General features: G+C 61.0%; 18 protein-coding genes and 1 pseudogene. 9 read left to right on the forward strand and 10 right to left on the reverse strand.

All coding sequences use genetic code 11. The features are described from left to right. Positions 1-64 precede the first annotated feature (64 nt). Positions 65-430, reverse strand: coding sequence for a response regulator (locus DYL59_RS18480; protein WP_135290457.1), 366 nt, complete (start codon positions 428-430; stop codon positions 65-67). A gap of 28 nt (positions 431-458) precedes the next feature. Then, entirely contained in the window at positions 459-665 is a 207-nt protein-coding gene (locus tag DYL59_RS18485) for a hypothetical protein (protein ID WP_135290458.1), read from the reverse strand. A 4-nt stretch (positions 666-669) separates the two neighbouring features. On the opposite strand from DYL59_RS18485, the gene DYL59_RS18490 reads away from it, so the two are divergent. From DYL59_RS18490 to DYL59_RS18510, 5 genes are all read left to right on the forward strand, one after another. After that, positions 670-4,167 carry a response regulator gene (locus DYL59_RS18490; RefSeq protein ID WP_135290459.1) on the forward strand — a complete coding sequence of 1,166 codons (3,498 nt, stop codon included), beginning with the start codon at positions 670-672 and terminating at the stop codon, positions 4,165-4,167. Next, a complete protein-coding gene (locus DYL59_RS18495; protein ID WP_420359293.1) occupies positions 4,168-4,998 on the forward strand; it encodes a CheR family methyltransferase in 831 nt (276 codons plus the stop codon). It begins immediately after the preceding gene. Then, positions 4,995-5,600 carry a chemotaxis protein CheB gene (locus DYL59_RS18500; RefSeq protein WP_135290461.1) on the forward strand — a complete coding sequence of 202 codons (606 nt, stop codon included), beginning with the start codon at positions 4,995-4,997 and terminating at the stop codon, positions 5,598-5,600. The genes DYL59_RS18495 and DYL59_RS18500 overlap by 4 nt, the downstream gene beginning before the upstream one ends. Further along, positions 5,594-6,787 (forward strand): hybrid sensor histidine kinase/response regulator, encoded by a 1,194-nt coding sequence (locus tag DYL59_RS18505; RefSeq protein WP_135290462.1) that lies wholly within the window; start codon positions 5,594-5,596, stop codon positions 6,785-6,787. The genes DYL59_RS18500 and DYL59_RS18505 overlap by 7 nt, the downstream gene beginning before the upstream one ends. Positions 6,788-6,866: 79 nt before the next feature. Then, positions 6,867-7,244: a response regulator gene (locus DYL59_RS18510; RefSeq protein WP_003217591.1), complete on the forward strand. Its 378-nt coding sequence runs from the start codon at positions 6,867-6,869 to the stop codon at positions 7,242-7,244. 159 nt (positions 7,245-7,403) lie between these two features. Here DYL59_RS18510 and DYL59_RS18515 read toward each other — a convergent pair whose 3' ends face one another. The 4 genes from DYL59_RS18515 to DYL59_RS18530 all read right to left on the reverse strand — a co-directional run bounded on the left by DYL59_RS18515 (position 7,404) and on the right by DYL59_RS18530 (position 12,719). Continuing rightward, the gene (locus tag DYL59_RS18515) at positions 7,404-9,029 is read right to left on the reverse strand and encodes an ATP-binding protein (protein WP_420359294.1); all 1,626 of its coding nucleotides are present in this window, start codon (positions 9,027-9,029) and stop codon (positions 7,404-7,406) included. Between the two features lie 47 nt (positions 9,030-9,076). Next, entirely contained in the window at positions 9,077-10,576 is a 1,500-nt protein-coding gene (locus DYL59_RS18520; protein ID WP_135290464.1) for an ATPase domain-containing protein, read from the reverse strand. Between the two features lie 125 nt (positions 10,577-10,701). Beyond that, positions 10,702-11,760, reverse strand: coding sequence for a tetratricopeptide repeat protein (locus tag DYL59_RS18525; protein ID WP_135290465.1), 1,059 nt, complete (start codon positions 11,758-11,760; stop codon positions 10,702-10,704). A 65-nt stretch (positions 11,761-11,825) separates the two neighbouring features. Next, positions 11,826-12,719, reverse strand: coding sequence for a bestrophin family protein (locus DYL59_RS18530; protein WP_135290466.1), 894 nt, complete (start codon positions 12,717-12,719; stop codon positions 11,826-11,828). A gap of 201 nt (positions 12,720-12,920) precedes the next feature. On the opposite strand from DYL59_RS18530, the gene DYL59_RS18535 reads away from it, so the two are divergent. From DYL59_RS18535 to DYL59_RS18550, 4 genes are read left to right on the forward strand one after another with little or no spacing between them, the layout of a single operon-like run. Beyond that, positions 12,921-13,688, forward strand: a complete 768-nt coding sequence (locus DYL59_RS18535; RefSeq protein ID WP_135290467.1) for an SDR family NAD(P)-dependent oxidoreductase — start codon at positions 12,921-12,923, stop codon at positions 13,686-13,688. Between the two features lie 12 nt (positions 13,689-13,700). Continuing rightward, on the forward strand, positions 13,701-14,885 hold the full coding sequence (locus tag DYL59_RS18540; protein WP_135290468.1) for an acetyl-CoA C-acyltransferase: 1,185 nt from the start codon (positions 13,701-13,703) through the stop codon (positions 14,883-14,885). Positions 14,886-14,894: 9 nt separating this feature from the next. After that, complete coding sequence (locus DYL59_RS18545) at positions 14,895-16,022, forward strand: acyl-CoA dehydrogenase (RefSeq protein WP_135290469.1); 1,128 nt, start codon at positions 14,895-14,897, stop codon at positions 16,020-16,022. A gap of 11 nt (positions 16,023-16,033) precedes the next feature. Continuing rightward, a complete protein-coding gene (locus DYL59_RS18550) occupies positions 16,034-16,807 on the forward strand; it encodes an enoyl-CoA hydratase (RefSeq protein ID WP_135290470.1) in 774 nt (257 codons plus the stop codon). A 119-nt stretch (positions 16,808-16,926) separates the two neighbouring features. Here DYL59_RS18550 and DYL59_RS18555 read toward each other — a convergent pair whose 3' ends face one another. From DYL59_RS18555 to DYL59_RS18570, 4 genes and pseudogenes are all read right to left on the reverse strand, one after another. Then, a complete protein-coding gene (locus tag DYL59_RS18555) occupies positions 16,927-18,078 on the reverse strand; it encodes an acyl-CoA dehydrogenase family protein (RefSeq protein ID WP_135290471.1) in 1,152 nt (383 codons plus the stop codon). Positions 18,079-18,081: 3 nt separating this feature from the next. Then, positions 18,082-19,185, reverse strand: a complete 1,104-nt coding sequence (locus tag DYL59_RS18560; RefSeq protein ID WP_135290472.1) for an enoyl-CoA hydratase/isomerase family protein — start codon at positions 19,183-19,185, stop codon at positions 18,082-18,084. Between the two features lie 117 nt (positions 19,186-19,302). After that, complete coding sequence (locus DYL59_RS18565) at positions 19,303-20,013, reverse strand: HPP family protein (RefSeq protein WP_135290473.1); 711 nt, start codon at positions 20,011-20,013, stop codon at positions 19,303-19,305. 163 nt (positions 20,014-20,176) lie between these two features. Next, positions 20,177-21,170, reverse strand: a pseudogene (locus DYL59_RS18570) (glycosyltransferase); the annotation flags it as partial.

Genomic DNA, 21,170 nt, shown 5'->3' on the forward strand with positions numbered 1-21,170 from the left:
CATGTGTGTGTGTGGCGAGGCACACATCGCTGCCCTGGCTGGGCAGCGACGGGAAAAGACTGGCTCAGGCGGCTGGCAGCATTGCTTTGACTTTGTCGCGCAATTGATCAATGGAGAACGGCTTGGCGATCACCTGCATGCCCGCCGGCACATCGATATTTTCCGCGTAACCGCTCGCAAACAGGATGGGCAGCGTAGGCCGCAGTTCGCGCACCAGGGTCGCCAATTGCTTGCCGTCCATGTCTGGCAGGCCGACATCGGTCATCATCAGGTTAATGATTTGGTCCGTGTCCTTGACCCGCACCAACGCTTCTTCGGCATCAGCGGCCTCAAGCACGGTGTATTCCAACTCCTCCAGCACGTCGACAATGAGCATGCGCACGATGGCATCGTCTTCGACGACAAGGATGGTGGAGGTGACTGCGGACATAATATGGAATTCCCAAAAAAGGCGAGGTTTACAGGCGGCTGTTCAGACCGGCCTCTTCCATGAGTAAGCGCGGACTCCCGACAAGTTCCCGCTGGCCGTAAAAACAATGCAATACAAAAGAACAGAGAGAATAGCCTGTTCCAGTGTAGGAATCTGTACAAAACCGTTCCAGAAAAATGGTCTTGCCTGCCACTTTGGGGCAAACTCCCGGTTTTTCCACACTTGGCCAAGGCATGCCCATGACTCCTGCGTCGTCCATCGATGAAAAGAGCTTTCGTAACCTCCTGAGCCGAAACGTTGCCTTGCCCCTGGGTGTGGGCGTGCTCAGCGCCGTGTTTTTTGTCTGCCTGATCACTTATTTGCTGTCTGTGATCCAGTGGGTGGAACACACCGACCGGGTTATCAATAACCTCAATGAGTCGTCCAAGCTGACGGTGGACCTGGAAACCGGCATGCGTGGTTTTCTGATCACCGGTGATGAGCATTTCCTCGACCCTTACGAAGTGGCCAAGCCGCGCATCCTCGCCGATCTGCGTAACTTGCAGGACCTGGTGGCGGATAACCCTCAACAAGTCGATCGCCTCAAACGCTTGGAAGCCTTGCAGGTCGAGTGGAACCAATACGCCCAATCGATGATTGATATGCAGCGCCAAAGCGGTGACTACCGCAGCGCCGTCAAAGCGGGCCGTGGCAAGCGCCTCACCGATGAAATTCGCAAGGAATACGACAACGCGGTGGATATGGAGCAGCAGTTCCGTATCAACCGTAACGAGCAAGTTACCCGTACGACGGTGATCAGCGTCACCCTGTACCTGGCCTTCGTGCTAGGGCTAAGTGGGTTCCTGGCGTATATCGGCCGAAAGAATTTAATTTCACTATCAGATAGTTATAACGCAAACCTCGCGTCACAACAGAGGATCGCAGCGCGGTTGGAACAACAGGCCTGGCTGCGCAATGGCCAGACTGAGCTGGCCGAACAGGTGCTGGGCCAACTGACCTTGAACATGCTGGGGCGCAATATTCTGCAATTCTTTGCCCAGTACATGGGCTCGGCCGTAGCTGCCTTGTATGTACGCGAAGAACACGGCGGCCTCAAGCGCATGGCCACCTATGGCTTTTCCCGCGAGCAAGAACAGCTGGAACAGTCGATCTACAGCGACGAAGGCATCGTTGGCCAAGCCGCCCAGCTTGATCGCCTGATTCGCCTGGACGATGTGCCGGTGGATTACTTCAAGGTCAGTTCCGGCCTGGGTGAAGGTGCCACCCGCAGCGTGCTGGTGGTGCCGACCAGTGATGATGACCGGGTCAATGGCGTGATCGAGCTGGGTTTCCTGCGTCCACTGCAAGAACGTGACGTGGAGTTGCTGGAGCTGATCGCCGGGAATATCGGCACCTCCATCGAGGCCGCCCGTTATCGCCAGCGCCTGCAGGAAGTGCTGGCCGAGACCCAGCAGCTTAACGAAGAGCTGCAAGTGCAACAGGAAGAACTCAAGACCGCCAACGAAGAGCTCGAAGAGCAGTCGCGCATCCTCAAGGAGTCCCAGGCCCACCTGGAAACCCAACAGGCGGAACTGGAGCAGACCAACGAGCAACTGGCCGAGCAGACCCAGACCCTGGCCGAGCAGCGCGACGCCATGGACCGCAAGAACGTCGAACTCAACCAGGCCCAGTTGGAGCTGGAGGATCGTGCCGAAGAGCTGCAGCGCTCCAGCAAGTACAAGTCCGAATTCCTCGCCAACATGTCCCACGAGCTGCGTACGCCGCTCAATAGCTCGTTGATCCTGGCCAAGCTGCTGGCGGAAAACCCCCAGGAAAACCTCAGTGCCGAACAGGTCAAGTTTGCCGAGTCGATCTATTCGGCCGGCAATGACCTGCTCAACCTGATCAACGACATCCTCGACATTTCCAAGGTAGAAGCCGGCAAGTTGGAGATGCGCCCGGAAAACTCCAGCGTAGCCCGCCTGGTTGACGGCTTGCGCGGCATGTTCGAACCGCTGGCGGCCGACCGCAAGCTGGGCTTCCAGGTTGAAGTGCAGGCAGGTAGCCCTGGCATGCTGTTTACCGACCGCCAGCGTTTGGAACAGATCCTCAAGAACCTGCTGTCCAACGCGGTCAAATTCACCGAGCAGGGTGAGGTGAGCCTGTCGGTGTCCCGCGCGCCGGGGGAGGGCATTGCCTTTACCGTGCGCGATTCGGGTATCGGCATTGCGCCGGACCAGCAAGAGAGCATCTTCGAAGCCTTCCGCCAGGCCGATGGCACCACCAACCGCCGCTACGGTGGCACCGGTCTGGGCCTGTCGATCTCCCGCGACCTAGCCACCTTGCTTGGCGGCTATATCAGTGTCACCAGCGAACCGGGCAAGGGCAGTATTTTTACCCTGGTATTGCCAGAGCAGTATGTCGAGCGCCAGGAGGATGCTGCGCCCATCGAGCCGCCACGCCAGGTGGTCGTGGCGCCCGCACCGGCACCGGTCAAGGTTTCACCGCTGCCAGTGGCCGATAACGCCCTTATCCCGCGCTTCGCCGATGACCGTGACAAGGCCCCGTTCACCACCCGCTGCATCCTGGTGGTAGAAGATGAGCCGAACTTTGCACGTATCCTCTTCGATCTGGCCCACGAACTGGGGTACAACTGCCTGGTGGCCCATGGCGCAGACGAAGGCTACAGCCTGGCCGAAGAGTACATCCCCGATGCGATCCTGCTGGACATGCGCCTGCCGGACCATTCCGGGCTGACCGTGCTGCAACGCCTCAAGGAGCACGCCAGTACCCGGCATATCCCTGTGCACGTCATTTCCGTGGAAGACCGCGTCGAAGCCGCCATGCACATGGGCGCCGTGGGCTATGCGGTCAAGCCTACTACCCGCGAAGAGCTCAAGGACGTATTCGCCCGCCTGGAAGCCAAGCTGACCCAGAAGGTCAAGCGCGTGCTGCTGGTAGAAGACGATGACCTGCAACGCGACAGCATTGCCCGCCTGATCGGTGACGATGACATCGAGATCACCGATGTCGGTTACGCCCAGGCAGCCTTGGACCTGCTGCGCACCCACGTCTACGACTGCATGATCATCGACTTGAAGCTGCCGGACATGCTCGGCAATGAGCTGCTCAAGCGCATGGCCACCGAGGACATCTGCTCGTTCCCGCCGGTGATTGTCTACACCGGGCGCAACCTCACCCGGGATGAAGAGGCCGAGCTGCGCAAATATTCGCGCTCGATCATCATCAAGGGCGCACGCTCGCCGGAGCGTCTGTTGGACGAGGTCACACTCTTTCTGCACAAAGTCGAATCCCAGCTGTCCCATGATCGCCAGAAGATGCTCAAGACTGCCCGCAGCCGCGACAAGGTCTTCGAGGGGCGCAAGATCCTGCTGGTGGACGACGATGTGCGCAACATCTTCGCCCTGACCAGCGCCCTGGAGCACAAAGGCGCCGTGGTGGTGATCGGGCGTAACGGCCGTGAAGCCATCGACAAACTCAATGAAGTCGACGATATCGACCTGGTGCTGATGGACGTGATGATGCCGGAGATGGACGGTTACGAGGCTACTGCCTTGATCCGCCAGGATCCGCGCTGGAAAAAACTGCCGATCATTGCCGTGACGGCCAAGGCCATGAAGGACGATCAGGAGCGCTGCCTTGCGGCTGGCTCCAACGATTACCTGGCCAAGCCGATTGATCTGGACCGTTTGTTCTCGCTGATTCGCGTCTGGCTGCCAAAGATGGAACGCATTTAAGTGGAGCGAAGTTTTTTGGAAAAAAGCAGCGACATTGAGCTGCGCCTGCTGATCGAGGCGATTTACCTCAAGTACAGCTACGACTTTCGCGACTACTCGGGTGCGTCGGTCAAGCGGCGCGTGGCGCATGCCTTGCGCCAGTTCAATTGTGCAACCATCTCTGCGTTGCAGGAGCGCGTGCTGCACGACCCGGCGGCGTTCATGCAGTTGCTGCAATTTCTTACGATTCCGGTGAGCGAGATGTTCCGTGACCCGTCGCACTTCCTGGCGATCCGCCAGGAGGTGGTGCCGCTGCTCAAGACCTATCCGTCGATCAAGATCTGGATTGCCGGCTGCAGCACCGGGGAGGAGGTGTACTCCATGGCCATCTTGCTGCGTGAAGAAGGCTTGCTGGAGCGCACCATCATCTACGCCACCGACATCAACCCAGCATCGCTGGACAAAGCCAAGCAGGGCATTTTTTCTCTGGAAAACGTGCGGGCCTACACGGCCAACTACCAGCAGGCTGGCGGTCAACGTTCATTTGCCGACTACTACACCGCGGCTTACGATTACGCGATCTTCGACAAGACGTTGCGAGAGAATGTCACCTTTGCCGACCACAGCCTGGCGACCGATAGTGTATTCTCAGAAACTCAATTAATTTCGTGCCGTAACGTATTGATTTATTTCAATAAAAAACTACAGGATCGTGCGTTTGGGTTGTTCCATGAGTCGCTGTGCCATCGCGGCTTCCTGGTGCTGGGCAGCAAGGAGACCCTGGATTTTTCTGCCTTCGGCAAACAATTCGAACCCTTGGTCAAACAGGAACGGATCTACCGAAAACTATGAATGAAGCGGCTGCCAGCCCGGCATCGGTCCAGGGCATAGAGGCTATCGTCATCGGTGCATCCGCAGGCGGCGTCGAGGCGTTGCTCACGGTATTTGGTCAGCTGCCCACCGGGTTCGGATTGCCGATCATCACGGTGCTGCACCTGCCGGACGAGCGTCGCAGCCAATTGGCCGAAGTGTTCGACCGCCGGGTGAACATGCCGGTGGTAGAGGCGCGAGACAAAGAAGTGATCAAGCCTGGCACGCTGTATTTTGCAGGGCCCGGTTATCACTTGTCGGTGGAGCATGACCGCAGCCTGTCGTTGAGCCAGGAAGATCGCGTGCATCACTCGCGGCCCGCTATCGATTTTCTCTTCGAGTCCGCCAGTGACACTTACGGCGCGGGGCTGTTGGCGATTCTGCTGACCGGCGCCAACCAGGACGGCGCGCGCGGCCTGGCCCACGCCAAACAACAAGGTGCAACCACCGTGGTGCAAGACCCCACTGAGGCCCGCGTGGCCGTGATGCCCCGCGCGGCCCTGGCCCTGCATACCCCTGACCACATTCTTACGTTGAGCCGGATTGGCTCATTGCTGGCTTCCCTGGAATATTCCCCATGCTAAGTACTGTCCAGGCCAAACTGCTGATCGTTGACGATCTGCCGGAAAACCTGCTGGCCCTCGAAGCGCTGATCAAGCGCGAGGACCGCCAGGTGTTCAAGGCATTGAGCGCCGACGAGGCCTTGTCCCTGTTGCTGGAGCACGAGTTCGCCATGGCGATTCTCGACGTGCAGATGCCCGGCATGAATGGTTTCGAACTGGCCGAATTGATGCGCGGCACCGAAAAAACCAAGAACATCCCGATCGTGTTCGTGAGTGCCGCCGGCCGCGAACTCAATTACGCCTTCAAGGGCTATGAAAGCGGCGCGGTGGATTTCCTGCACAAACCGCTGGATATCCATGCGGTCAAGAGCAAGGTCAATATCTTCGTCGACCTGTATCGCCAGAGTAAGGCGATGAAACTGCAGGTCGAAGCCCTGGAGCGCAGCCGCCGCGAACAGGAACTGCTGCTCACGCGCTTGCAAGCCACCCAGGCCGAGCTTGAGCAGGCGGTGCGCATGCGCGATGACTTCATGTCCATCGTCGCCCACGAAGTGCGCACGCCCCTCAACGGGCTGATCCTGGAAACCCAACTACGCAAAATGCACCTGGCCCGGGACAACGCCGCCGCGTTCACCCTGGACAAGATGCACGCCATGGTCGACCGGGACGAGCGCCAGATCCAGAGCCTGATCCGCCTGATCGAAGACATGCTCGATGTCTCCCGCATCCGCACCGGCAAGCTGTCCATTCGCCCGGCGCGCGTTGACTTGGCCCAATTGGTGCGCAACCTGGTGGAAAACTTCGCCCCACAAGTGGCGGCGGCGGACTCGTCCATGCACCTGGTGACCGAAGGGGCCGTTGAAGGCAATTGGGATGAGTTCCGTATCGAGCAAGTGGTGACTAACCTTCTGACCAACGCCTTGCGTTATGGGGCCAAGAGCCCGGTCGATGTGCGGGTGTACACCGAGCACGGCGAGGCGCGTGTTGAAGTGCGCGACCGTGGCATCGGTATCAGCGAAGACAACCAGAAACGTATTTTCCAGCAGTTCGAGCGTGTCTCCGCCAGCCATGTAGCGGCCGGCCTGGGCCTTGGGCTGTTTATTTCCGAGCAGATCGTGGCGGCCCACGGCGGGACCATCGAGGTCGAGAGCCAGATAGGCGAGGGCGCCCTGTTCCGGGTGTGCCTGCCCCTTGAGGCCTCGGCATGAAATCAATCGTCACCCCGACGCAACCTTCTGCGTGACCCCATGGTCGTAATTGCAGCAATTGACCGGACAAAGGCTTCCCATGAGTGAAGATGCACAAGATGTCGTTCTGATCGTCGAGGACGACGAATCCATTATGTTTGTGCTGGGTGAATACCTGGCCGGCCTGGGCTATCGGGTATTAAAGGCGATCGATGGGGAGCAGGCCTTCGAAATCCTGGCCACCAAGCCGCACCTGGACCTGATGGTGACCGATTACCGTTTGCCGGGTGGGATCTCGGGCGTGCAGATCGCTGAGCCTGCGATCAAGCTGCGTCCGGAACTGAAGGTTATTTTCATCAGCGGTTACCCGCAGGAAATTCTCGACTGCAATAGCCCGATCACGCGCAACGCGCCGATCCTGGCCAAGCCGTTTGACCTGGATACGCTGCAAGAGCACATCCAACGCCTGCTCGCCTGAGCCCGTCAGTCAAAGGCATTCACTGTACCTGTGGCGAGGGGGCCTGCCCCCGTTGGATTGCACAGCGACCCATCTTGAGGCCGCGTTGCGGCCCAGCGGGAGCAAGCTCCCTCGCCACAGGTGGCTGTTGCCCCTTCTAACCTTTAACGGCGTCGCGCGTTACACGCTGCGAATCATCTCCCGCACTTTTGCGGTCAGCAGGTCGAACGTGAACGGCTTGGTGATCAGTTGCATCCCTGGGTCCAGGAACCCGCCGCGCACGGCAGCATGTTCGGCGTAGCCAGTAATGAACAACACTTTGAGGTCCGGACGTATCTGGCGGCCGATCTCCGCCAATTGACGGCCGTTCATGCCCGGCAAGCCCACATCGCTGATCAGCAGGTCAATGCGCTGGTCCGACTCAATGATCGGCAGCGCCGTATCGGCATCGCCAGCTTCGACAAAGCCGTAGCCCAACTCCTTGAGTACCGCGCTGACCAGTACGCGCACAGCGGGGTCGTCCTCGACAATCAGCACAGTTTCGCCAGCCTTGGCGAATGGCAGCATGGCAGGGTCGGTGGCCACATCCGCGACAATTTCACCCAGATAGCGTGGCAGGAACAGGCTGACCGTGGTGCCCTTGCCCACTTCACTGTGAATGGTGACGTGCCCGTGTGACTGGCGGGCAAAGCCGTAGATCATCGACAACCCAAGGCCGGTGCCCTGGCCAATGGGTTTGGTGGTGAAAAAGGGGTCGAACACCCGGCTCATCAGGCCTTCAGGGATGCCACACCCGGTATCGCTGACACTCAGCTCGACGTAGTCACCCGGCTTCAAGGTGCCGTAGGCCGCAATGAATACGCTGTCCAGGTGGCGGTTGGTGGTTTCTACCTTAAGGCTGCCGCCGTTGGGCATGGCGTCCCGCGCGTTGATCACCAGGTTGAGCAGGGCGCTTTCCAGTTGGTTGGGGTCGGCTTCAGCGGTCCAGAGTTCGCCGCTCAAGCGCATTTCCAGCTTGATGCTTTCATTGATACTGCGTTGCAGCAGTTCACCCATGGAGGTCACCAGTTGGTTGATCTCTACGGGCTTGGAGTCGAGCGATTGCCGACGGGAAAACGCCAACAGCCGGTGGGTAAGACCCGCCGCCCGGTTGGCAGAGGTGACGCCCAGGTCGATCAGGCTGTCCAGGTCATCGAGCTTGCCGCGCGAAACGCGCCGGCGCAGCAGCTCCAGGCTGCCGATGATGCCGGTGAGCATATTGTTGAAGTCATGGGCGATGCCGCCGGTCAATTGACCCACCGCTTCCATCTTCTGGGATTGGCGCAACGCTTCTTCGTTATGGCGCAGTTGCGCGGTGCGCTCCTCAACCTGTTGTTCGAGGGTTTCCAGGGTGCGTTGCAGGCGCAATTCGCTTTCGCTGAGGTCAACCAGGCGATCCCGTGCTTCATATTGCCGCCGTCGGCCGCGCAGGGCAGTGCTGACCAGGCTGATCAGCGTCACCGGATGAAACGGCCGCTCAAGAAAAGTGACATTGCCCAGCAAACCGCCCAAGTGCGATGAGCCGTTCTGTTCGCTGCCGCCGTGGTGCGTCATCAACACAATGGGCAGGTCTGACCAGGCGGGCTGTTGGCGCAGGTTTTCCAGCAACGGTTGAAGTTCTACACCCAACAGCGCCTCTGCGGCGATGATCAGCATGCCGGCGCCTTCTTCCAAGGCATCACACAATGTCGTCAAGTCCGTGGCGACGATGCCGGTGTAGCCGGCTTCATTGAGCATCATCAGCGCCAGGGAGCCGTCACGGCCCATCGGCGCCAGGATGATTGCGCGCTCGGAGACCGATGTAAGGCCCGGCACTACCCCTGATCCTTGAGCAAAGGCGAACCGGCATCCAAGTACGTCGGAATTCCGCGTAACACCCCCTGGAAGTTGTGCAGAGGCTCGCCGACGGTCATGCCGCGACTGCCAATGCGGTACTCGCGAATCGTCGACTCGTGGGAGCCGGTGCGCTTCTTGATGATCGAGATGGCGCGGCGCACTTCACCCACCGCTTCGAAGTAACGCAGCAGAATCACAGTGTCAGCCAGATAGGTGATGTCTACCGGCGCTTGCATATCGCCCACCAACCCGTGCTGGGCAACGGTCATGAAGGTGGCAGCGCCGCGACGGTTCAGGTACAGCAGCAGTTCATGCATGTGCAGGATCAGCGCGTTTTCTTCCGGCATCGCGGCCTGGTAGCCGTTGATGCTGTCGATGACCACGGTCTTGGTGCCGCTCTCATCCACGCAGCGACGCACGCGGTGGGAGAACTCACCCGGCGACAGCTCGGCGGCGTCCACCTGTTCAATCAGCAGGTTGCCCGTGGCTTGCAGTGCGGCAAGGTCGATGCCCATGTTCTTCATGCGCTCGAACAGCAGGCCCAGCTCTTCATCGAAGATAAACAGCGCAGCCTTTTCGCCCCGCGCCACGGCGGCGGCGGCAAAGATCATTGAGATCAGCGATTTACCTGTACCGGCAGGCCCCAGGATCAAGCTGCTGGACCCGGTCTCGATACCGCCACCCAGCAAGGAGTCCAACGCGCTGATGCCGCTGGTGAGAGTCTGGCGGTTGTAGCCACCACGGTGTTCGGCCGCCACCAGGCGCGGGAACACATGGACGCCATCGTGCATGATGGTGAAGTCATGGAAGCCGCCGCGGTATTTCTGGCCACGGTATTTGACTACCCGCACCCGGCGACGCTCGGCGCCGTAGTTAGGGGTGAGTTCTTCCAGGCGGATCACGCCGTGGGCCACGCTGTGCACGGTTTTGTCCAGGGACTCGGTGGTCAGGTCGTCCAGCAGCAACACGGTGGCGTCATAACGCACGAAGTAGTGCTTGATCGCCAGGATCTGCCGGCGATAGCGCAGCGAGCTTTGCGCCAGCAGGCGGATTTCAGAGAGGCTGTCGATGACCACACGGGTGGGCTTGACCCGCTCGACCACTTCAAAGATCTGCCGCGTGGCCTCGCCCAACTCCAGGTCGGAGGAATACAGCAGGCTCTGCTGGTGCTCGGCGTTCAGCAGGCTTTCCGGCGGCGTCAGCTCGAAGATATGGATATTGTCGTCCAGGTCCCAACCGTGGGACTTGGCGCCCTGGCGCAACTCGCGTTCGGTTTCGGACAACGTGATGTAAAGCGAGCGCTCGCCATTTTTCGCCCCGGCTTGCAGAAAGTGCAGGGCGACCGTGGTTTTACCGGTGCCAGGTTCACCTTCCAGCAGGAACAGGTGGCTGCGGGACAAACCGCCGGAAAGAATGTCATCCAGACCTTCGATACCGGTGGCGGCCTTTTCACTGAACAGCTCATTGGATGTTGACAAGGAGTGCCCTCGGGTCACGTTTGAATAAAAGTACGCGCCGCCCTGGGCGCGCTATATTTCTCTTGACCTTGATGGCACGAGGCCGTTCCACAACTCGTAAAATTTGTACAAAGGTTCGGCCGGCGTCAAAGGCCTTGCTGGAGCGCCGGGTCGTCAGGGTTTTGCTGCTCTAGCTGCGCCAACAGCACCTGTACGTTTTGCAACTGACCGCTTTCTTTCCAGTAATTGACCAGCAATACCCGCGCCTTGCGATTGGCCGGGTGGCGTTGGAGGATTTCTTCCAGCTGGCGCTGGGCCGCTTCCAGTTCGTGCTGGGCATGCAAGGTGGTGGCCAGGTCGTAGCGATAGTCTTGGTTATCCGGCTCCAACTCTACCGCTTTGGAGAGGCCCAGCAAGGCGTACGGACGCTCGCCGTGGTGCAGCAACCACATGCCGAGGGCGTGCTGCAGATAGGCCGATTCCGGGTGGGCGGCCAACTGGCGGGCCAGCAATTGGCGCGACTCCTCTGACTTGCCTTGTTTGTCCAGCAACTCGATCTGCGCGACTACGGCTTGCAGGTTGTCCGGTTCAAGGCGCATGGCTTGCTCCAGGGCGTCCTGGGCTTGTGGCAGCAATGCGCTGTGGATGTACAGGCGCGCCAGTTGAATCCAGCTTTCGGCGGTTGGCGGCTGGGCCTTGAGCTTTTTCACGAACTCGTCCAGCACCTGCTGCAACGGCCCGAAGTACAACCCCAGGGTGTCCGGGGATAAACCCAGCAGGGCATTGGCGGCAGCAAAACGCACGCCTTGCTCGGGGTCATCCAGGGCCGGGCCCAGCAACAGCGTGCGCTGGCCGGAGGGCACCAGCCCGACAATGCTATGAATAGCGGCTTCGCGTACCAGGGGTGAATCGCTGGCCAGGTCTTTGTCTGCCAGCTTCAACGCCTGGGGGCTGGGGTAGTTAGGCAACTCTGCATGCAGCGCGGCACGGCGTTCAGGCGTCAGGTCCGGACGGCCCAATTGCTGATACAGCACCCGTGCGGCGCCGGGCTCGCCGTTGCGCGCTTGCTTGAGGGCTTTGGAATAACCATGGGCAATTGCGGCCGGTACAGCCACCGGGGTGGAGCGGGCGAAATACCAGGTGAGCAACACGACAAACAACAGGGCGCACAGGCCGATGATGGAGTAACGGCGTGACTTTGACATGCAGGCGTCCGAGCGATTGCAAAGGCGCAAGCTTCGACCAGACCACCGCGAGTGTCAAACCCGCGTCAGGTGAGCACGTATTCCACCGGTTCCAGGGCAGGGGGCAGCTCGGTTTCGCCGAGGGCGGCAAGGATCTCGCGCTCCAGGGTACGCACGATGGCATTGCAGGGCAGGTCGTTCTCGTCGAAGCCGAACGGGTCCTCCAGGTCATCACCAATTTCATCAAGGCCAAAAAAGGTGTAGCTGACGATGGCGGTAAACACCGGCGTGAGCCAGCCCAGGGGCTCGGCCATGGCGAATGGCAGCAGAATACAGAACAGGTAGATGGTGCGGTGCAGCAGCAAAGTGTAAGGGAAGGGTAGCGGTGTGCTTTTGATCCGCTCGCACGAGGCCTGGACCTGGCTGAGGCTCACCAACCGCGCTTCCAGTTGGGTATAGCGCCATTCGCTGATCACGCCTTGCTCGGCCAGCCGGGAAAACCGTGCGCCCACTGTTTGCAGCACCTGATCCGGTGGGTTTGGGTGGTCGCCGCCCACGTCGATCCAGGGCCTGATCGCCTGGCTTTCGCTTTCCAGGCGCAAGCGGGCAATCAGGCCGTGGGCGAAGCCACACAAGCCCCGCAGCACGCCGGCGCGCTCCGAGGGGTCCATGAGTACCTGGGTTTCGCGGATCAGCGAGCGCACATCGATGATCATCTGCCCCAATTGTTTGCGGCCTTCCCACCAACGGTCATAGCAGGCGTTGTTGCGAAAGCTCATGAAAATCGACAGTGACAGGCCCAGCAGCGTGAACGGTGTGGCGTTGACCTTGGAGAAGTAGGCCGGGTGCAGGGTTTCCACCAGCACGATCACCGAGGCCAGCAACGTGACCAGCAGGCTGCGCAGGGCAATGCGCTTGGCAATCGAGCCCTTTAGGGAGAACAGGATGCCCAGCAGGTTGGGTTTGGGGCGGACAATCATCGAGGGCAGGGCTTCTTCTGTGGCGCAGGCCCTCAGGTTAGAAGCTTGCGCGCAGAGCGTCCAATCGCTTGGGCTGACCAATCGATCAGCGGGATCGATGACTGGCCAAACCAGTCAGCCAGGTTGATGGCTTTGACCATTGCTGCGCCGAATCGTCGGGGCGATTATTGAGGCCATTCGCAAAGCCCAAGGACAACAACAATGCAGATTGAAAACAAGGTATTCCTGGTCAGCGGCGGCGCTTCGGGCCTGGGCGCGGCCACCGCCGACATGCTGGTCGCGGCCGGCGCCAGGGTGATGCTGGTGGACTTGAACGCCGACGCCGTGGCGACCAAAGCCAGGCAACTGGGGGATAACGCCCGCAGTGCCGTTGCCGATATCAGCCAGGAGGCCGCTGCCCAAGCCGCTGTACACGCCACGGTCGCCGCCTTTGGTGGCCTGCACGGCCTGGTGAACTGCGCCGGCGTGGTGCGCGGCGAGAAGATCCTCGGCAAGAATGGCCCCCACGGGCTGGCCAGCTTTGCCCAGGTGATCAACGTCAACCTGATCGGCAGCTTCAACTTGCTGCGCCTGGCGGCTGCGGCCATGGCCGAAACCGACGCGAACGCCGATGGCGAGCGCGGGGTCATCATCAATACGGCGTCGGTGGCTGCGTTTGACGGGCAGATCGGCCAGGCGGCCTACTCGGCTTCCAAAGGCGCGATTGCCAGCCTGACCTTGCCGGCCGCCCGTGAACTGGCACGCTTCGGCATCCGTGTGATGACCATCGCACCGGGTATTTTCGAAACCCCGATGATGGCCGGCATGACCCCCGAAGTGCGCGACTCGCTGGCCGCAGGCGTGCCATTTCCGCCGCGCCTGGGCAAACCGGCCGAGTACGCTGCGCTGGTGCGGCATATCATCGAAAACAGCATGCTCAATGGCGAGGTGATCCGTCTCGACGGGGCCTTGCGCATGGCAGCCAAATAAGGAGCATTTGTGATGACCGATCCCATCGTGATTGTCAGCGCCGTGCGCACCCCCATGGGCGGGTTCCAGGGCGACCTCAAGGGCCTGACCGCACCGCAACTGGGTGCCGCCGCGATCCGTGGCGCCGTCGAGCGCGCGGGCATTGCCACCGACGCCGTGGATGAAGTGCTGTTTGGTTGCGTGCTGCCTGCCGGCCTCGGCCAGGCGCCTGCCCGACAGGCCGCGCTGGGTGCGGGCCTGGACAAGTCCACGCGCTGCACCACCCTCAACAAGATGTGTGGCTCGGGCATGGAGGCGGCCATTCTGGCCCATGATTCGTTGTTGGCGGGCAGTGTCGAGGTGGTGATCGCCGGCGGCATGGAAAGCATGTCCAACGCCCCGTACCTGCTGGACCGCGCCCGTAGCGGCTATCGCATGGGCCATGGGCGTGTGCTGGACCATATGTTCCTCGACGGTCTCGAAGACGCCTATGACAAAGGCCGCCTGATGGGCACCTTTGCCGAAGACTGTGCGTTGCACAACGGCTTTACCCGTGAGGCCCAGGACGCCTTCGCCATCGCCTCCCTGACCCGTGCGCAGCAAGCCATTGCCGATGGCAACTTCGCTGCCGAGATCATCCCGGTGCAGGTTACCGTGGGCAAAGAGCAAAAAACCGTCGAGCACGATGAGCAGCCGCCCAAGGCCAGGCTGGACAAGATCACCAGCCTTAAACCGGCGTTCCGCGAAGGCGGCACGGTGACGGCGGCCAATTCCAGTTCTATCTCTGATGGTGCAGCGGCGCTGGTGCTGATGCGCGAGTCTCAGGCGCTCAAGCGCGGGCTCAAGCCCTTGGCAGTGATTCATGGGCATGCGGCCTTTGCCGACGAGCCGGGGCTGTTTCCGGTCGCGCCGGTGGGTGCCATTCGCAAGCTGATGACCAAGACCGGCTGGACGCTGGATGACGTCGATCTGTTCGAGATCAACGAAGCCTTCGCTGTGGTCAGCCTGGTGACCATGAGCAAGCTGGAAATATCCCACGCCAAGGTCAATATCCATGGCGGTGCCTGCGCCCTGGGCCACCCGATTGGCGCCTCCGGTGCGCGGATTCTGGTGACCCTGCTCTCAGCCCTGCGCCAAAAAGGCCTCAAGCGTGGCGTTGCCGCCATCTGTATTGGCGGTGGTGAAGCCACGGCCATGGCTGTCGAATGCCTGTATTAAGGACACACCATGCTGCCCAATGACGAACAACTGCAAATCAGCGACGCGGCCCGGCAATTTGCCCAGGAGCGCCTCAAACCTTTCGCGGCCGAATGGGACCGCGAGCATCGCTTCCCCAAGGAGGCCATCGGTGAAATGGCCGAACTGGGCTTTTTTGGCATGCTGGTACCGGAACAGTGGGGTGGGTGCGACACCGGCTACCTGGCGTATGCCATGGCCCTGGAAGAAATCGCCGCCGGCGACGGTGCCTGCTCCACCATCATGAGTGTGCACAACTCGGTAGGGTGCGTGCCGATCCTCAGCTTTGGCAATGACGAGCAGAAGGAGCGCTTTCTCAAGCCCCTGGCCAGCGGGGCCATGCTCGGTGCCTTTGCTCTCACCGAACCTCAGGCCGGTTCCGATGCCAGCAGCCTGAAGACCCGTGCGCGCCTCGATGGCGACCACTACGTGCTCAATGGCTGCAAGCAGTTCATCACCTCCGGGCAAAACGCGGGCGTCGTGATTGTGTTTGCCGTCACCGATCCGGCGGCTGGCAAACGTGGAATCAGCGCGTTCATCGTGCCGACCGATTCGCCGGGCTACAGCGTGGCTCGGGTCGAAGACAAACTCGGCCAGCACGCCTCTGATACCTGCCAGATCCTATTTGACGACGTGAAGGTGCCGCTGGCCAACCGTTTGGGCGAGGAGGGCGACGGTTACCGGATCGCCCTGGCCAACCTGGAAGGCGGCCGCGTGGGCATCGCCTCCCAATCCGTGGGCATGGCCCGCGCAGCGTTTGAAGCGGCCCGTGACTATGCTCGTGAACGGCAAAGTTTCGGCAAGGCCATCATCGAGCACCAGGCCGTGGCTTTCCGCCTGGCGGACATGGCCACGCAAATCGCCGTCGCGCGGCAGATGGTGCACTACGCCGCCGCCCTGCGTGACAGCGGCAAGCCAGCCCTGGTCGAGGCGTCCATGGCCAAGTTGTTCGCCTCGGAAATGGCGGAAAAAGTCTGTTCCGCCGCCTTGCAAACCCTGGGCGGTTACGGTTACCTGAGCGACTTCCCCCTGGAGCGCATCTACCGCGATGTGCGGGTCTGCCAGATTTACGAAGGCACCAGCGATATTCAGCGCATGGTCATCTCACGCAACCTCTAAGGAGCCGATACATGAGTTACGAAACCCTTTTGCTTGAAGTCCAGGGCCGCGTCGGGCTGATTACCCTCAATCGCCCACAAGCCCTGAACGCTTTGAACGCACAGTTGGTCAGCGAACTGAACCAGGCGCTGGATGGCCTGGAAGCCAACCCGGAAATTGGCTGCATCGTACTGACGGGGTCGAAGAAGGCCTTTGCCGCCGGCGCCGACATCAAGGAAATGGCTGAGCTGACCTACCCGCAGATCTACCTTGATGACCTGTTCAGCGACAGCGACCGCGTGGCCAACCGCCGCAAGCCGATCATTGCCGCGGTAAACGGCTTTGCCCTGGGCGGTGGCTGTGAACTGGCGTTGATGTGCGACTTTATCCTGGCCGGCGACTCGGCCAAGTTTGGTCAGCCGGAAATCAACCTTGGCGTGCTGCCGGGCATGGGTGGCACCCAACGCCTGACCCGCGCGGTGGGCAAGGCCAAGGCCATGGAAATGTGCCTGACCGGGCGGTTTATCGATGCCGTTGAAGCAGAACGCTGCGGTATCGTGGCCCGCATCGTACCGGCCGATGAACTGCTGGAAGAAGCGCTGAAAGTCGCCGCGCTGATTGCCAGCAAGTCGGTGCCCATCAGCATGATGGTCAAGGAAAGCGTGAACCGGGCGTTTGAAGTGAGCCTGTCCGAAGGGGTGCGTTTTGAACGCCGGGTGTTCCATGCGGCATTCGCCACCCTGGATCAAAAGGAAGGCATGGCAGCATTCGTGGCCAAACGGGCGCCAGAATTCAAGGACAAATAACCTGAGCCCCCAAACACCGGCGATCTGAATGTGAGAGGGGGCTTGCTCCCGATGGCGGCGAGTCAGTCCCAGATAGGCAGACTGACACATTGTCATCGGGGGCAAGCCCCCTCAGCCATTCAGAGCAGGTAGTGCTTGAGTTCGCGGGCAATCACCATCCGCTGAATCTCGCTGGTTCCCTCGTAAATCTGCGTGATCCGCGCATCCCGGTAGTAACGCTCCACCGGGTAATCCTCCAGGTACCCATACCCCCCATGAATCTGCATCGCCGAGGAGCAGACCTTTTCGGCCATTTCAGATGCAAACAACTTGGCTTGGGACGCTTCCGACAAGCAAGGTTTACCGGCCGTGCGCAGGCGCGCCGCATGCAGGATCAGCAGCCGTGCCGCGTTGAGCCGGGTTTGCATGTCCGCCAGCAGGTTGGCCACGCTCTGATGTTCGATGATCGGCTTGTCGAACTGCACACGGTCACGGGCATAGGCCAGCGCCGCTTCAAAGGCCGCACGGGCGATGCCCAGGGCCTGGGCGGCAATGCCGATGCGACCACCCTCCAGGTTGGACAGGGCGATGGCCAGGCCCTTGCCTCGTTCACCCAGCAGGTTGGCTTCGGGCACGCTGCATTGGTTGAGCGTGACCGCGCAGGTGTCCGAGGCGCGAATGCCCATCTTGTGTTCGGTGCGGTCCACGATAAAACCTGGGGTGTCAGTGGGCACCAGGAACGCAGAGATGCCTTTTTTGCCCAGGTTGGGGTCAGTCACTGCAAACACGATAGCCAGCTTGGCGCGCTTGCCATTGCTTACGAATTGCTTGGCGCCGTTGATGACCCACTGGCCGTCCCGCAGCTCGGCGCGGGTGCGCAGGTTGTGGGCTTCGGAGCCGGCCTGGGGTTCGGTCAGGCAGAAACAGCCAATTGCCTGGCCGCTGGCAAGGTCGGCGAGCCAGGTTTGTTTTTGCTCAGGTGTGCCGTAGTTGAGGATCGGCCCGCAACCTACTGAATTGTGGATACTCATCAGTGCGCCAGTGGCACCGTCGCCCGCAGAAATTTCTTCGACGGCGAGGGCATAGGCCACGTAATCGACATAGGTGCCGCCCCATTCCTCCGGCACCACCATGCCCAGCAGGCCCAATTCACCCATCTTCGCCACCAGGGCGTCATCGATCCAGCCGGCCTTTTCCCAGGCTTGGGCGTGGGGGGCGATTTCGCCACGGGCAAAGTCGCGTGCCATGTCGCGGATCATCACTTGTTCTTCTGTGTATTCAATGTCTTGCATGGCTTAGTTCGCAACCTGCTCGAAGTGATGGAAGAAGCTCTCGACATGGCTGGCAGCCAGCCCATGGAGGGTCGGCGGGTTCCAGCGCGGCGCCTTGTCCTTGTCGATGATCAGCGCGCGTACGCCCTCAATCAGGTCGCCGCGTTCGAACCATTGGCGGTCCAGATGCAGTTCCAGGGCAAAGCACTGTTCCAGCGGCAGGTGACGGCCGCGACGCAGCATCTGCAGGGTCACGGCCATGGCCAGGGGCGAACGGGTTTGCATCAGCCTGGCCGTGGCGAGCGCCCATTCATGGCTGTCGGCGACGGTAACTGCCTGCAACTGCTCTACGATGCTGGGTACGTCGGGCAAGGCGAAGAAGTGGTCGATTACCGGACGCAGAACGGCCAGCGGCGCATCGGGCAGTTGTTGCACGGCCAATTTGGCCAGTACGCCCTGCAGGTCCTTGAGGGGTGAGGCGTGCCAGTGCAAGTGGTCGAGCTTGTGGTCCAGGTCGGCCAGCCTGGCGCTGTCGAGGTACCAGTCGGCCAACCCGCAGTACAACGCATCGGCGGCGCGGATCTGAACACCGGTCACGCCCAGGTAGGTCCCCAGCTCGCCGGGGATACGCGACAGGAAGTAGCTGCCGCCTACGTCCGGGAAGTAACCGATGGCCACTTCGGGCATCGCCAGGCGGCTGCGTTCGGTCACCACGCGCAGGTCGGCACCTTGCACCAGGCCCATGCCGCCGCCCAGTACAAAGCCATCCATCAGGGCAAGGATAGGTTTGCGGTAGTGGTGGATGGCCAGGTCCAGCGCGTATTCCTCGACGAAGAAATCCTGGTGCAGCGTGTCGCCGCTTTTGAAGCTGTCGTACAGGGAGCGGATGTCACCGCCAGCGCAGAAAGCTTTTTCGCCTGCGCCACGCAGGACCACGGCGTAGACGGCGGGGTCATCGGCCCAGGCCTGCAGCTGGCGGGTCAGGCTGCGGACCATGTCCAGGGTAATGGCATTCAAGCCGGCGGGGCGGTTGAGGGTGAGGTGGCCGATGTGGTTGCGTACGTCGGCCAGTACTTCGTCCTGAAGTGTGTCGGCACGGCTTGCTTCGGATGAAACCTGAGCAGTCATCTCTAACTCCCTGCTTTTATTGTTCTTTATCAAGATGTTCGCGGACGAACCATCTCGCGATCCTACCAGTGCAAATTTGCCCAGTACAACCGTCAATCCTGCAGGTCGTTTTTGCATTTATGCCGTACGGCTGGCCAGCACCTCGCCAATGCTGCGCCGCCGCGCATGGGCTTCAGCGGCGTGGATCAACTGTTCCAGCTCCGTGGGCTCGATGTCGTAGAACTGCTCACTGTCTGCCAGTGCCTGCTTGAGGTCGGCGGCGGTGATCGCGGGGTCCACGGGTGCTGGTGTGTAGCCCATGGGCTTGACCGGCGTTTCCACGGCGCCCTTGGGGTAGCGTGTGCGCGTGGCGTTGTTATAGGCCAGTGCGCAGGTCAGCAACGCACCCGCGCCAAGCATCACCGCGCCGAGTTCTTGCCACCCCAACCCGGCAGAGGCCGGATCAGCCAACACCAGGGTCATGGCCAGGCCACCGGCCGGCGGATGCAGGCAGCGCAACCAACAGATCAACACCACGGTCATGCCCGCCGCCAGGCACGCACTACCCAGGGTACGCCCGAGCACGCGCGCCACCAACAAAGCAACCACACCGGCGCACAGGTAGCTGCCGATGATCGACCAGGGTTGCGCCAGCGCGCCGGACGACACCGCGAACAGCAGCACTGCCGAGGCGCCCAGCGGGCCCAGCAGATGCAGCGCGACTTCCATGCCAAACACCTGGGCGCACACCCAGACGCTGAGCATTGTGCCCAAGGCCATGCCAATGGCGGCACGGCTCCATTCAGTGGGACGAGTGTTGATTGCAGCGGGGAACCAGCGAGCGAGCATCGGAGAGAATCCATAAACGACAGGCAAAAAAAAGGCTTGTCTGGTTGCCCGGAGAAGCCCTTTGAAAGTTCCTACATTGGGGGAAGGAACCCATGCAGTGTGCCGCGCCCTTTAGCGCAGCGCCAATGCATATTAATGAGGGTTGAATGCAAAAATAATGCATTCAGGGGGCGGTGGGCTTGACCAGGTGCAGCAGCACATAGGGGTTCATGTCGAACTCACCGGTAAGCGTCGGCGTGATAGCGCGTAAGCGCGGGTCTTGCAGCCCGGCAAAATCCGCGGCGCTCATTACCAGCCACGCCGGGGTGGGAATGGGGTTCAGGTCTGCCGGTTTCTGGGTGAACAGCGGCACTCGGTCGCAATCGTAATTGACCATGAACTTGATCGCCTTCGCGTCCTTGCCCAAGCCATGCAGCACCACGGGTGCTGGATCCTGCTGGATCCGGGCCTTGGCGGCCAGACTGAAGGTACGGGTGTCGTAAAGGCTGCGCTGCAGCGGTTCGACCACCAGGATATAGGTGGCCCACAGCGCCAATACCGCCATGAATGCCGGACCGACTGGACGCAAGCGTGGCTTGAACAGCATCAACAACGCCAATACCTGCAGCGCACCCAGCACCGCAAAGGCCAGCCCGAGGTGGTCCAACTGCTGGGTGTAACGGCGCTGCACCATCAGCAAGGCAACCGCCAGCACCACCGGCAGCAGCACCCAGAGGCCCAGCATCAGCCCACGCAGCCAGGCAAACACGCGGCCCTGGGCAATGTGGAAGGGGTACGCCGCAATGATTGCCGCCATGGGCAGCATCGCCAGCACGTAGCGCGCCTTTTTCGCCTGGGGAATCGACAGGCCGAGCATCACCAGCAAGCCCGCGGCTGCGCAGTACAGCACCAGTTGCAGCGCAGGGTCCGGCGTGCGCCGCCCGCCGACGGCCAGCGCCACCAACACCAGCAACGCCATCGGGTAGGCGAAGGCGTAGTTACCCAGGGAACTGGTGAAGTAATACAGCACGCCACTGGAGCCTTCGCTGCCGTCCATACGCCCCAAAAACTGCATGCGGATCACGTCCTGCATGAATGCTGCGCCGCCGCTGAGCTTGGCCAGCAACAACAGCAGGCCAACACAGGCCACCAGCAGGGCCAGCGCCAACAGGCCAAAA

This window comes from Pseudomonas kairouanensis, from assembly GCF_004682055.1.
GTDB lineage: Bacteria > Pseudomonadota > Gammaproteobacteria > Pseudomonadales > Pseudomonadaceae > Aquipseudomonas > Aquipseudomonas kairouanensis.